13 protein-coding genes are annotated in these 13,064 nt (G+C 44.4%); 8 read left to right on the top strand and 5 right to left on the bottom strand.

What is annotated here, in order from left to right:
- The first annotated feature begins 3 nt into the window (after window positions 1-3).
- A complete protein-coding gene (locus FBQ74_RS16835; protein WP_139757768.1) occupies window positions 4-882 on the top strand; it encodes a cytochrome c oxidase subunit 3 in 879 nt (292 codons plus the stop codon).
- Between the two features lie 8 nt (window positions 883-890).
- Here the strand turns inward: FBQ74_RS16835 and FBQ74_RS16830 are convergent, their stop codons facing one another.
- A complete protein-coding gene (locus FBQ74_RS16830) occupies window positions 891-1,037 on the bottom strand; it encodes a DUF2909 domain-containing protein (protein ID WP_408641362.1) in 147 nt (48 codons plus the stop codon).
- Window positions 1,038-1,103: 66 nt separating this feature from the next.
- On the opposite strand from FBQ74_RS16830, the gene FBQ74_RS16825 reads away from it, so the two are divergent.
- From FBQ74_RS16825 to FBQ74_RS16795, 7 genes are read left to right on the top strand one after another with little or no spacing between them, the layout of a single operon-like run.
- A complete protein-coding gene (locus FBQ74_RS16825) occupies window positions 1,104-1,859 on the top strand; it encodes an SURF1 family protein (protein WP_139757766.1) in 756 nt (251 codons plus the stop codon).
- Window positions 1,837-2,400, top strand: a complete 564-nt coding sequence (locus tag FBQ74_RS16820) for a hypothetical protein (protein WP_139757765.1) — start codon at window positions 1,837-1,839, stop codon at window positions 2,398-2,400. The genes FBQ74_RS16825 and FBQ74_RS16820 overlap by 23 nt, the downstream gene beginning before the upstream one ends.
- Before the next feature lie 16 nt (window positions 2,401-2,416).
- Window positions 2,417-3,406 (top strand): COX15/CtaA family protein, encoded by a 990-nt coding sequence (locus FBQ74_RS16815; RefSeq protein ID WP_139757764.1) that lies wholly within the window; start codon window positions 2,417-2,419, stop codon window positions 3,404-3,406.
- Complete coding sequence (cyoE, locus tag FBQ74_RS16810) at window positions 3,399-4,316, top strand: heme o synthase (protein ID WP_139757763.1); 918 nt, start codon at window positions 3,399-3,401, stop codon at window positions 4,314-4,316. Before FBQ74_RS16815 ends, cyoE begins: the two co-directional genes overlap by 8 nt.
- Window positions 4,313-4,972 carry an SCO family protein gene (locus FBQ74_RS16805; RefSeq protein WP_139757762.1) on the top strand — a complete coding sequence of 220 codons (660 nt, stop codon included), beginning with the start codon at window positions 4,313-4,315 and terminating at the stop codon, window positions 4,970-4,972. The genes cyoE and FBQ74_RS16805 overlap by 4 nt, the downstream gene beginning before the upstream one ends.
- 2 nt (window positions 4,973-4,974) lie before the next feature.
- The gene (locus tag FBQ74_RS16800; RefSeq protein WP_139757761.1) at window positions 4,975-5,571 is read left to right on the top strand and encodes a GNAT family N-acetyltransferase; all 597 of its coding nucleotides are present in this window, start codon (window positions 4,975-4,977) and stop codon (window positions 5,569-5,571) included.
- A gap of 37 nt (window positions 5,572-5,608) precedes the next feature.
- The gene (locus FBQ74_RS16795) at window positions 5,609-6,073 is read left to right on the top strand and encodes a hypothetical protein (RefSeq protein ID WP_139757760.1); all 465 of its coding nucleotides are present in this window, start codon (window positions 5,609-5,611) and stop codon (window positions 6,071-6,073) included.
- Between the two features lie 80 nt (window positions 6,074-6,153).
- Here FBQ74_RS16795 and FBQ74_RS16790 read toward each other — a convergent pair whose 3' ends face one another.
- From FBQ74_RS16790 to FBQ74_RS16775, 4 genes are all read right to left on the bottom strand, one after another.
- Window positions 6,154-7,155, bottom strand: coding sequence for a PAS domain-containing protein (locus FBQ74_RS16790; protein ID WP_139757759.1), 1,002 nt, complete (start codon window positions 7,153-7,155; stop codon window positions 6,154-6,156).
- On the bottom strand, window positions 7,152-9,668 hold the full coding sequence (locus tag FBQ74_RS16785) for a chemotaxis protein CheB (RefSeq protein WP_232371944.1): 2,517 nt from the start codon (window positions 9,666-9,668) through the stop codon (window positions 7,152-7,154). The genes FBQ74_RS16790 and FBQ74_RS16785 overlap by 4 nt, the downstream gene beginning before the upstream one ends.
- A 29-nt stretch (window positions 9,669-9,697) precedes the next feature.
- On the bottom strand, window positions 9,698-11,692 hold the full coding sequence (locus FBQ74_RS16780; RefSeq protein WP_139757758.1) for a sensor domain-containing protein: 1,995 nt from the start codon (window positions 11,690-11,692) through the stop codon (window positions 9,698-9,700).
- A gap of 196 nt (window positions 11,693-11,888) precedes the next feature.
- Window positions 11,889-12,959: a polysaccharide deacetylase family protein gene (locus FBQ74_RS16775; RefSeq protein WP_139757757.1), complete on the bottom strand. Its 1,071-nt coding sequence runs from the start codon at window positions 12,957-12,959 to the stop codon at window positions 11,889-11,891.
- Window positions 12,960-13,064: the final 105 nt, after the last annotated feature.

Here is a 13,064-nt window from a genome sequence, read left to right as displayed (position 1 = left end):
GTCATGCAGCAGTCTTATGAAAAGTACTACGTACCGGCGCAAAGCCCATGGCCGATTGTGGGAGCCGTTGCACTGTTTTTGATTGCGGTGGGCGCTGCCAATGTGGTTATTGAGTCTACCCGGGATGCCTCGGGCTATGGCACTCATATCCTGCTCGCCGGATTAGTGGTGCTACTGGTCATGATTGTTGGCTGGTTTAAAAACCAAATCGATGAATCAATGGCCGGACTTTACAGTGCACAGCTGGGCAGGTCGTACCGGCAGGGTATGACCTGGTTTATCTTTTCTGAAGTGATGTTTTTTGCTGCATTTTTTGGCGCTCTACTTTATGCGCGTACCATTTCAGTCCCCTGGCTGGGCGGGGCATCAAATAACGCAATGACTAATGAGGTTCTCTGGCCACAATTCCAGGCGCTTTGGCCACTAGTTACCACCCCTGACGGCACGAAGACGCAGGCAATGGGGCCAGCTGGTCTGCCAACGATCAATACAATCATTTTGCTTATTTCATCGGTCACGCTGCACTTTGCCCATGTTGGGTTGGAAAAGAATAAACGTAAACAGCTTACCTGGATGCTGGGCGCCACCATTCTGCTCGGGTGTATTTTCTTATATTTCCAGGTGCAGGAATATATTCACGCGTATCGCGACCTGGGACTGACATTGCAGTCGGGAATTTACGGCAACACGTTCTTTTTGCTCACAGGCTTTCACGGAATGCATGTGACGCTGGGAACCATCATCTTAATGGTGCTGTTCTTCAGGGTACTTAAAGGGCACTTTACCCCAGATAACCATTTTGCTTTTCAGGCCGGCAGCTGGTACTGGCATTTCGTCGATGTCGTCTGGGTAATGCTGTTCATATTTGTATATGTGCTCTAAGAGCGCGATTAATAAGGCCGGGGATTAAGATGAATCAGGTCCAGGGCAACCGCCAGCAAAATGATGAGCACAATACATACCGAAGTGAGTACGCGCCGGCCAATGTATTTGCTCATAGGTTGCCCGTCGGGGTCATTCTTCATCATTACTCGCATAGCCATGAACAGGTTAACAACCATGAAAATGAGCAGGCCAATCAAAATTACTTTAACAATCATTCCGTGTCCCTGAATAACGGCCAGCCTCACCACCACCGGTTTACCGCCACGCGCTGGATTGCGATAGTGGTGACACTGCTTGCCATAGGTTTGATGTTTCGACTTGGCTTATGGCAACTGGATCGAATGCATCAAAAAGAAGCGCGTTTGGCTAGCATAGCGCAAAAACAGACCAATGGACCAATTTCCCTGTTTGACCTGCCTGCAACACTGAGCGAGAGCCGTGACTTACCCGTTACATTCAATGGAAAGCGAATCGGTAACACTACGTTTTATATTGATAATCAGATAGTTGAGGGACGAGTCGGCTATCATGTGTTGGCGCCTGTTAGTACCGAATCCGGTAATGTCTTACTTAACTTCGGCTGGGTGCCTGCCGGCGCTTATCGCGACATCCTACCGCAGGTGCAGTTACCGGTAGATCGGGCCACTTTCAAAGGTACGGTATCTGTGCCTGGCCACAATCCGGTTGTGCGCGAGACGGCTTCTGCCTTTAGCGGTCGTGAAGTGCTTCTGCAAAAAATAGATATCAGCATGCTGAATGCCAATACCGATCTACATCTTAAGCCCTACATCATTCAACTTGAATCGCCGGTTGACGAACAATTTGTACGTAACTGGCAACCTGTAGTCATGCCACCTAAAAAGCATCTGGCTTACGCTGTTCAATGGTTTGGTCTGGCGCTGGCTGCATCCATCATCGCGTTGATCGTTTTCTTTCCCAGAGGTAACCGCAATGACAAAAACCAATCATTCTAAACGTCTGACTTTTTTCGGTGTTCTGGCAGCGTTCGTTATTCCCGTGCTGGTGGCCAAAGTTGCACTGGATAACAACTGGTTCAACCGCGGGACGACAAACAAAGGAGAGCTCATACAGCCCGTAGTTGATTTTAGTGCCGCACTGCAAAAGCAGCCCCCGAAGTGGCGATTAGTGTACCGGGTCCCCGCCCGGTGCGATAGTCAGTGTAAGAATGCTATCTACAGCATTCAGCAGGTCTGGTTGGCGTTAGGTCGGGAAACAGATCGGGCACAGGCAACACTGATCGTCACCGAAGATAGCGATCGCAGTGCAATCAACCAGTTAGAGCAACGCGGTCCACTGAACATTGTTAATGCACAATCGGTTTCACAGGATAAACGTCTGCATAAGTTTGGGGACAATACGGTATATCTGGTAGATACGCTGAATCAGGCAATGCTCAGATACGAGGTCAGTGCAGACAGAGAAACCGCGATCCTTAACAGTCGGGACATGCTGGCTGATGTGAAAAAGTTAATGAAATTATCCCGCATAGGCTGACACGGAGGCTGGCGCCATGAGAAAACTAATTTTTTGTAGTCTGATGCTGGCGATTCTTGTCATCGTATTGGGCGCTTATACACGGCTTACTGACGCAGGCCTGGGGTGTCCTGACTGGCCCGGCTGTTATGGTGAACTGTTTGTACCCTCAACCGCCGACAAGGTTAATGCGGCAAATAGCGCATTTCCCCATCGCCCGGTGGAAGCCAGTAAGGCATGGAGCGAGATGATACATCGTTACTTTGCAGGTGCCCTGGGCCTCATGATTTTCGCAATCGCGGCCTGGGCTGCCATACGTCGCGACGCAAGAATGCCACTGGGACTACCGCTGTTTTTGTGTGCGTTGGTGATCTTTCAGGCTGCACTGGGCATGTGGACGGTAACACTGAACTTGTTGCCGGTGGTGGTGATGGGACACCTGCTTGGCGGATTTGGCGTGCTGACCTGCCTGTTCGTGTTATACCTGAGGCTCAGCCCTAATATGTGCCGCGATAAACTCAAGTCTGCCAAACGCATGCTGGGATTTGCGTTTGTGGGAATGATTATACTGGGCTGTCAGATAGCGCTGGGTGGCTGGACATCCGCGAATTATGCTGCACTGGCATGTACAAACTTTCCAGTTTGCGAGGGACAATGGTGGACGCAGATTGATGTCCCTTCTGCCTACAGCGTTCCTCACGCTGAAAACTATGAATTCGGTGTACACGATTACCCTGCTCGTATGACGATGCACATCATTCACCGGGCGGGTGCACTGGTCACTTTTGCCTATTTACTGACACTGGGAATCTGGCTGCTCAGAGTTCAGTCAAAACTGATGAATACCGCAGGGGTTGCGCTCATTACCGTGCTAAGCGCCCAGGTCGGACTGGGAATCAGTAATGTGGTTATGAGCCTGCCACTGACCATTGCTGTTGCTCACAACTTTGTTGCCGCCATGCTCCTGCTCATTATGGTGTGGATTACCTTCAACCTTTCTATGATGCAGCGGAGGGCAAATGGCTAAATCTATTGATGCACGGGACTATTCAGAATCGGTAGGAAAAATTCCCCGCTGGCGCGAATACTATGAACTCACTAAACCTCGCGTAGTAATGCTGCTATTACTGACCGCACTGGTTGGCATGTGTCTGGCGTCGCAAAGCTGGATCCCTGCCAGTGTGCTGATTGGCGGCTTGACCGGGATTGGTTTGCTGGCCAGCAGCGCTGCGGTTATTAATCATGTCGTTGATCATCGTATCGACAGTATCATGGCCCGAACCTTTAACCGGCCGGTCGCCAAAGGACGAGTACCGGTAGCCAGTGCACTCTACTTTGCTGCAGCACTGGGCGTTTTAGGATTCGGCATTTTATATCTGTGGATTAACGCGCTTACTGCCTGGCTGACGCTTGCTTCTCTGGTGGGGTATGCGGTGGTTTACACGATGTTTTTGAAGCGCGCCACCTCGCAGAATATCGTTATTGGCGGACTGGCCGGGGCAGCACCTCCACTACTGGGCTGGACCGCTGTGACGGGGAGTATTCACGCTCACGCGTTATTATTGGTACTGATTATTTATACCTGGACGCCGCCGCATTTCTGGGCGCTGGCTATTCACAGAGAGCGTGATTATGCTAAAGCCAATGTGCCTATGCTGCCGGTAACCCACGGTATCAACTTTACCAAAACCTGGATCCTCGGTTATACATTTCTGCTGATGCTGGTGAGCTTTCTGCCCTATCTGGTGGGGATGTCGGCGCTAATTTATCTGGTTGGTGCAACATTACTCAATACCGCATTTCTGTATTATGCCTGGAAGCTGAAATTTAACGATGAACCGGGCTGGTCGATGAAAACATTTCGCTTTTCAATCATCCATCTCATGATATTGTTTGTTGTATTATTGCTCGATCATTATGTTCCCGTTAGTTTATGAAGCAGAAGACTCTTGTTGGCGTTGTCCTGGCGCTCGCCTTTGTTGCCGGTATTTGGGCGGCTATTAATGTAGCGCCTCCTGAAAGTAATCTGGGTACGCAGGCGGAGGAGGCTACCTATTTTCAGCACTATCCGCAGCGCCGGGCATTGCCTTCGTTTACGTTGTATCGGGGCGATGAGGGCGAATTTACAACACAAGATCTGAAAGATCAGTGGACGTTAGTTTTTTTAGGGTATACATTTTGTCCTGATGTTTGCCCGACGACTATGGCGTCTTTGAATCAAATTTATCCTCAGATTCAGAAAATAGACAGCGATTATCCGGTCAGGATCATGTTTTTATCTGTCGACCCAAAACGTGATACACCCGAACGTCTGGCAAGTTATAAATCTCATTTTAATGAGGAGTTCATCGCTGCGAGCGGTGGGCATGACCAGCTGTTTCCGTTGGTCAGAAGTTTTGGTCTGATGTATTCAATGCCACAAAGCACAGACCACGAAAGTTATCTTGTTGACCACAGTGCATCTATTATTTTAGTTGGACCGGATGCGGAGGTGGTCGGGCGGTTCAAGCCCCAGGCCACGCCAGGTAAGCTTGCAGTAGCAGATCCGAAGCATATCCTAAGCGACTTGCCCGCCATAATCGCGAAGAAGTAGATATGAAGATACAAGTTCGCCAGGCTGTCAGTGAGGACGGCGGGCAAGCGGTGCCTTTGTTGTTGTCAGCAGGAGAAGCGTTGCTGGTGCCAATATTTGGCCTTGAAAACAAGGAACAAGCTGAACGGTTTTTGATGAGCGCCTGGTCGAGAGGTGAGGGGCAGTATGGATATGCTAATCACTGGGTTGCGGAGTGTGACGGGCAGATCGCAGGACTAATCACCTGCTGGCACGATAGCCTTCCGCAAGATTTTGACCGCCAGACGATGTCGTCTATCACTCATTTTTATGGGCTGGATGGTGCGATGGAAGTGATTATACGCAGCCAGCAAGTCACAGCGGCATTACATCCGCCGTTGGTGAAAGAACTGGCTCTGGGGCATCTGGCGGTGGACCCAACGTATCGTCGGGTAGGCGTTGCTACGGCATTAATAAACTTTATTGAAAGCTACGCCAGAGAATTACAAAAATTATCCATCGTACTGGATGTACATAAATCTAATATTCAGGCGATGGCATTTTATGCTGCGCAGGGCTTTGAAGTCCGCCAGGCAGTGGCAACCTTTCTGCAAATGGCTAAAGGTGTGTCACCCCAATAAAAAAAATAAATAACAATAATAAATCGGTGATGGAAGCGTGAACATTGACAAAATATCCACTTATTTACTGAACAGCGATAATGTAGACACAAAAAAACGCGGACTGTGGCTGCTGATATGGCATACCGCTACGCTTTTTTATCTTACCTGGCTGCTGATTTCCGGCGCTGGTTTTGATATCAACACTATTGTTATCACACTGTGTCTGGTAGCAGTACCACTGGCTATCAATTATCTATCCTGCCGACATTACATTTCTGACCCGGTGGCGCATGTATCGTTTTCCGACGGTTATATGTATGTAGGTCGTGACAGGATTAAAATAGACATAGTAAGGAAAGTAACACTTGATTTAAGTAACGGTGAAGGGCGTTTTTCACTGCCACTCAATTTCACTCCCTTTGGCAGAGCGCGGGATTTTCGCTTTCCGCCATCACATTATGTCAGCTTCTGCCGCCACTTAAATGCTCACCTGCCTTCCACCATCACTCACTTTGATTAGGTGGAAATAAAGAGGTTGCATATTGAAAAGTAAAATGAGTTTTAAGCCACGGTAGAGATAGCGATCAACCCTTGAAGTTATTAATCAGTAAGTGCAAAAATACGTCTGAGTCCTTCTATGTCCAATTCGTCTACCGAAATATCTTCAAGATTATCAAAAGTTGAATAACGTATAGCGATAGAAGGCCGCCCTACCAACCACATGAAATGGGTAAGTGCATCGGTGCTAGATTCTTTTAGTGTATTAAGCTCAGTATAATCTAGACCTACTGCGATTAAACCGACCAGTTTAACATCGAAACGAAAAACGGGAGCTTCTGGAATAAGCGGTAATATTTTTTGACGGATGAATTGATTTATTTCTTGCTGTTCAGTAATTGTATTTCTGCGAGAATCCTGAATAACACTGACAACCGTGATGCTGATTTTAAGTCGCTTTGCTAGTATTATAAGAAGCTTAACTTGCTCCAGGAAAAACAACTCTCCACAAAAACCATTATCGTCACGAATTCTATTGAGCAATAACTGTTGTTGAAGACCGTCTTGCATCTCTCTTTCCTGAAAGCTTTTATGCTTCAGCTCATTAAACTGGCGTTCGAGATGCTCGTTTTTGACTTTTAAACGGTAAGATGCATTCTGATGCCTCATTATGTCAGTTACGTTAATATGGCAGCCGAGCATGCGTGTTGGAGTACCGTTATCGTCATAAAGTGCTACGCCCCTGCTACGTATCCATACTGTATCACCGTTTTTATGGTGGTATCTGAGAGTCTGATCATAGGGTATATTGGGATTTTGCAAATGCAGGTTGAGTGCTTTTTTGGTTGATACCAAATCTTCAGCAAAAATAATATTTTGCCATTCTGTAGCTTTATGAGCTTTAAATTCATGGTCATAACCAAACGTCCACCAGAATGCCGGGCTCATCCACTCTTCTTCAGGGTTCGTTATGTCCCAGTACCACAACCCATCAACAAGCAAAGATTGAAAAAACTCAAAAATGAGCCGATCGTGTTGTAAAAGGCTATGCAGTTCGTCTTCCAGATAATGATGGACTCGCCCAGTGGGCTGTAACTTGTTCATGGACACTCTACGATTGAGATAATGAAGCCGCTAATTTTTTCTTTGCTTGTATACTGACTTACTGTGACTTCTAGCTTATTATCATCCGATCCAAACGTTTCCTGTCTGGTTGTTTTTTCAGAGTTTTTTACATCTAGTACAAGGTCGGGCAGTTTTTCTAATGGCGAATTAAACGAAAGATCTCTGAAATCTCTGTTTATGTCAAAGTCGATGATATTTAAGTATTGCCGCATTGGGCCGGTAAAGCGGCGGATTTTTAAATCGCTGGTTAAAAATAATACTGCTAAATGTGTAGCAAGCATTAAATTTTCGAGGTCACTGTTTATATCAGTCAATTCAGTTATCTTTTGCTGATATTCACTGTTAACGGTATAAAGCTCCTCGTTAACTGACTGAAGTTCCTCATTTATTGACTGAAGCTTCTCATTGGCCGAAATTAACTCTTCGTTACTAGATTGCAACTCTTCACTGGTGGTATCTAAGTCTTCTAGGGCTTGACGGTGCAATTGTTGTGACTCAATAAGGGATTTCTCAAGTTCCTCGATACGCTTTTGAGCATGCGCATCTTTTTCATAAACAATTTCGTCTTCGGAGGTTTTTGGGTCATGTGAAGGTATGAAGCTTACTGCAACATAATTTTCTTCACTATCTTCTTTAAAACTAATACAACGTAAATCCCAGCTAGTCCCCTTTTCTGAATAAATATTCCTCATCAAAACAGCTTTCTTTTTCCTTAAAGATTCATTAGCTGCTGATATAGCTTGACCAGAAATATCTCTATCTAACAATTTGGCAAGGTCGAAAGAAGCTTGGCCTGCTTCAAGTTTTCGAGTAAATGCTGATGTATCGCCATAGCTATATAACACGGTAAGTTTATTGTTGGTAATGAGTGTAGGGGGTAAATATTCCTCAGTAATAGTTTTTTGACCAATAGTCATGGACTTTTGCTTTGTCTTTTCGTATCTCCGAGTAGATGGGGTAAAGCGTCTAAGTGAAGGAGGCGTTTTGCTATTCATTTTAGTAAATAACGCGCTATTTCTTATTGGAGAAGGAACTTTCATATCCTTGTTTTTCTGGTACAAACGATTTTTTTGATCGAGGCTGTCAAAATAGATACTGAAGGGGCCCAAGGATTCTGCACTACCCAAAACTAAAACACCGTTAAGCTGCAAAGAAAAATGAAAATAGGTCATCACTTTTTGCTGAGCGCTGTTTTGCATGTATATAAGCGTATTCCGGCAGCTCACTAAGTTCATATTAGAAAATGGGGGATCCTGAATTAAATTATGAACTGCAAAAACAACGTTATTGCGAATCTCTTTATTTACACGATAGCTGCCGTCATCTAACTCGGTAAAATAGCGGGTCAGATAGTCTTGGGGTACTTCATCGGAGATGTTTGATGGATAAGTACCTGCAGCAGCGTAGTTTATGGCCGCTTCGTCAATATCCGTGGCAAATACAGTTATATTCTTGTCAATGTCTAATTCCTCAGCTACTTTTGTAAAGAGGATTGCATATGAGTATGCTTCTTCGCCGGTAGAGCAACCTGGGCACCAGATTCGCAGTGTTTTATTTTTACCTGTTTGCTTTAATAACGTTTGTGCTATGTCTGTGTAAATAATGTCCCATACGGTGCAATCCCTAAAAAACTGGGTCACACCTATTAATAGATCTTGTTTTAAAAGAATTATTTCTTTTTTATTATCATTGATGTATTGCCAATATTCCAATAAATCACTTTTTCTATTAATACTCATCCGGTGCTCAATACGACGCGATACCGTGGACTCTTTATAAGCACGAAAATTGAGATCTGTATGTTTGTAAATTAGATCAAGGATGTCATCAACAACCTTCCCGTTTTTCGAAAGATGCTCTCGAAACCTTTTATCTTCAATTTCTGCCTTTGGTTGACTAAAAAAGCTTTCTATTTGAGCGGGAATATCTTTAATATTTAAAATGTGGTCAAACGCGCCTGTATCAATGGCACTTTTAGGCATTCCATCAAATTTTGCTTCTTCAGGATTTTGGACGATGACCAGCGCATCGCTCTGCTTTAGAAATTGCACACCCCGGCTTCCATCCGATCCTGTACCTGAGAGTACTATACCTATTGAACTGCTGTCTCTTTCCTCGGACATACTGCGGAAAAGCTCGTTAATAGGTAAGTTAACCTTAATGTTTGGGGGAAAATCAGATAAATAGATTTTGCCTTCTGTAACACGTAGTAATTTACCTACGGGAATTAGATAAATTGTTCTGGGACGTATTTCCTCTGCCTCACAGGCTTCTTTGATTTGCATAGAAGTGTGCTTGGCCAAAAGCTCACCTCTAGTAGATTTAAAGTCAGTCGATAAGTGCTGTACAATAATGTAAGAAATATCTAAATTAGCAGGTAAGTATTCAAGTAATTCCTGTAGTGCTTCTAAGCCGCCAGCTGATGCACCGATACCTACCAATTTCGTTGTAGTAGAAGAGGTAATATCTGTTGTAGTAACTTTTCTCTGCAAAACGCTTTCCTTAACGAATTAACTTGCCGTTAATGACTTTTAACAATGTCTATTACCGAATCAAGAGGTAGTGGCTTATTTAAGTAAAAACCCTGAAATTCGGTCACACCCATTGATTTACATAAAAAGTATTGCTCTTGCGTTTCAATACCCTCTGCCAGCACGCGCATATTCAGACTATGTCCTATTGCGATAATTGCTTTTAACGCCTTTTTAAATTTTTTAGACTCAAACAGACTATGTATAAAAAACTTATCAATTTTCAATTGATGAAAGTCATAACACATTAAGCGCTTAAGAGAGCTGTATCCGGTACCGAAGTCGTCCATAGAAATAAGGAAGCCATGTTGTAAAAGACGTTGAATCAAAGTAGTGCAAACGTCGTCACTATGTTCCAGCACTTTTTCAGTTAGCTCCAGGCAAATACTATTTGAAGGGAGCTGATACCTTTCACATAACGCAGTAATTTTTTCTAAAAATTCTGTGTTTTCTAACTGCGATAAATCCACATTCAAGTTTAATGTTAACTTCGGTGAGTAGTGTCTTATTTCTGCAAAGCCTGCAATTGACTGGTAAAGACAAATATTAAAAATTTGTATGTCATAATCACTTTCTTTCGCTGCATTAATCAACTCTTCGATTTGATTAAAGATATTATTACACCCTCTTAAACGAGCCAGTGCTTCCAAACTTGTAATATTATGATTTTCATCATAGATAGGTTGAAAAGCAATCTGCAGCAAATCATTTTTGAGAATGGCTTCTATTTCTGCACGTTGCTTCTGAAGAAGGTTAGTTTGGTCTCTCAAGCTGGCGTCAAAGATACGAAAATGCTGTTTAGTGTGCTGATTTCTCTTTGCTTCGTACATACTAGTATCTGCAGCGTCTAAAAGCGCTTTTATTTTATCAGCGCGGATGGTGTATTGTTCTAGTTCGAGGGTCGGTGCCCAGGCAACACCAATACTACTACGTAATTCAAGTTCCACCCCTTGGATACAAGCTGTACGATTCAATGATTGTGTCAGTTTCTTTGCCAGGGTAGTCGCTGTTTCTTCATTGGGGATGGATGGCATACCTATCACAAATTCATCACCGCCGAATCGGGCTGCTAAATCGGCTTCGCGCACCGAAGCTTTAATTCTTTGAGAAGTTATCTCAAGTATGTTGTCACCAAACTTATGACCATAATTATCATTAATCTGTTTAAATTTATCCAAGTCTATAAAGATGAACAGTACTCTTTCAAACGCTTTTTCTTCAAGCTCTTCGACTAAGCGTAAAAAGCTTGAGCGATTGTATAGACTAGTTAATTTATCGTGGTCAGCTATATATTGGAGTTTTTTTTCTGCTTCATGCTCTTTTGTTATATCAGATATTGCCAAAATAGCACTGATGAAGTTGTTCTCTTCATCGAAGTGACCTACAGCGTGCACTGAGAATACACAAAGGGAACCCAAAGGTGTGAGTAGTTGTGTTTTCAGCTTAATTGAGTTGCCGTACTCTTCATTATTGCTCATGTGCTGATGAAGCTTACGCAAATCACTATCTTTGAAATTTCGCGTCCAGCCTCTGCTCATGAGAGCGTTCACATCTGTACGCATGAGTTCCGCGCAAGAGCCGTTGACATAAGTGGCATTCCAAAGGTGGTTTACACTAATAATGCCAATTGGTAATTCCTCGACGATACGAGTCAGATAACCGGCACTGGGGCATACCGTTAGCTGCCAAGGATAATCATCATCGAAGGTGGGTGAAATAATACTGTGAAATTGTTCAAGTTGGCCAAAGTCGACAATTCTCGGCCGTGTAAGATAGTAACCACTAATTTCTTGTAATAGCGCTTTAGGAAGCTCTCTGGGAACCAGAGCGTAATTACCATTTGTTTGCTTGAGGATAGGGTCTTCTTTTTTGCAGCCATTCTTATCAAAAAAAACGGTACAGCCCCGACTTATCTTAAGAAGTAAATAATGCAGTGCGTTGGCGGTATCGAGGTATAATTCCACTTTATCCCGTGCTTCCGACATTAATCTAGGTCCCTTCAGATTTAGCGGCTTTGAAATATCACAAAGATCCTGATAGTTTAATTCTTTGTTTATTACGCAAAATTCGCTATTTTAGTGCATTCAATGGTTATGCAACTTATCTCCCTTAAGCTTCAGGTCAAGACTCGTAAGTCCCTAGCTTGTAGTATTTCTATAAAAAGTCCAGCTATTTGCCCTATTAATCAGGATAATTCCCCGATTTCTCACTTTTAAAAAACGGTTGCGAATACCAGTAATATTTACCTGAATGCTTCGTTGAAGGCGCCGTGCAATTTACCCGTGAGCGGCCGGTTGGAATTGATGATTGCAGGGTAAAGGTCAGCGTTTTTTCATCAACCCGTGTATCAATAGCCTCACCGTTATAATAACAGGTAGCCTGACTAAGCCTTACATCGTCACCATCAATAGTTAGTGATACCGTTTCAGGCTGCTCATCGCGGGCGAGCTCTGGATTAGTGACCGTCGATGAAGACACCGGCATAGCAAGACTGTTCATCTTTGTCTTCAGACTTTTCAGATTGGCGTAGGGACCTGCGGACGGAAAGCGAGGTAGTGCAGCAAAATCAGAGTGTGGACCAATCGCGCCTGAATGCTGGCCAAATCCGGTATAGCCGGACTGTGCAACTTTCTGCGCCAGCTGCTGATTATATTCGCCGAACGGATACGCCAGATACTGTTCAGGGTTATCAATGTGTGAGGCCAGTTTTTGCTGCGCCTGCTCCACGTTTTGCCAGACACGCTTCAGCCAGTCCTCATCACTCTCTTCGCTTTTGCGATTAAGCATGTGTAAATGGTCTAAAGTATGATTGGCAAAAGTGACACCCTCTTCCGACATATCCTCTACCTGTTGCCACGTCAGCTGGTCGGCTCGTGCATCAATGGTTTCGGGATTGATAAAAACCGTATAAGGGAAGCCATGCTTTTGAAGAATGGGGTGTGCATTTTCCAAAATATTCGCGTAGCCGTCGTCAAACGTGATTGCCAGGGCATCTTCCGGTAGTGATTTATTGTTGCGGGCTGCTTCGACGATCTGGCTAAGGGGCAGCACAGTATGATTTTTTGCGATATACGCCATATGTTCTGAAAAAGTCTGTGGCGTTACGCTGGTGCTGGCCGGGGTGTCAGTAGAAACATGATGATAGAGCAATACAGGCGCGCTGCTTTGCTCCGCCTGTGCAAGCACGGGAATAGTCAGGCCTGATAACATCAGCAATGCGTTTATGGTAGACATATACAGACTTTTTATCATGTTACACTCCACAACATTTTTCTCTATTAGCAAATAAACAGGGACCCGGAAATTGCAAACACCGCAGAAAGGATGGCCAGCTCACTGGCAAATGCTCACGCTGGC

It is taken from the genome of Salinimonas iocasae, assembly GCF_006228385.1.
GTDB classification, from domain to species: Bacteria; Pseudomonadota; Gammaproteobacteria; order Enterobacterales; family Alteromonadaceae; genus Alteromonas; species Alteromonas iocasae.
This window is presented reverse-complemented; position numbering and strand designations above follow the sequence as displayed.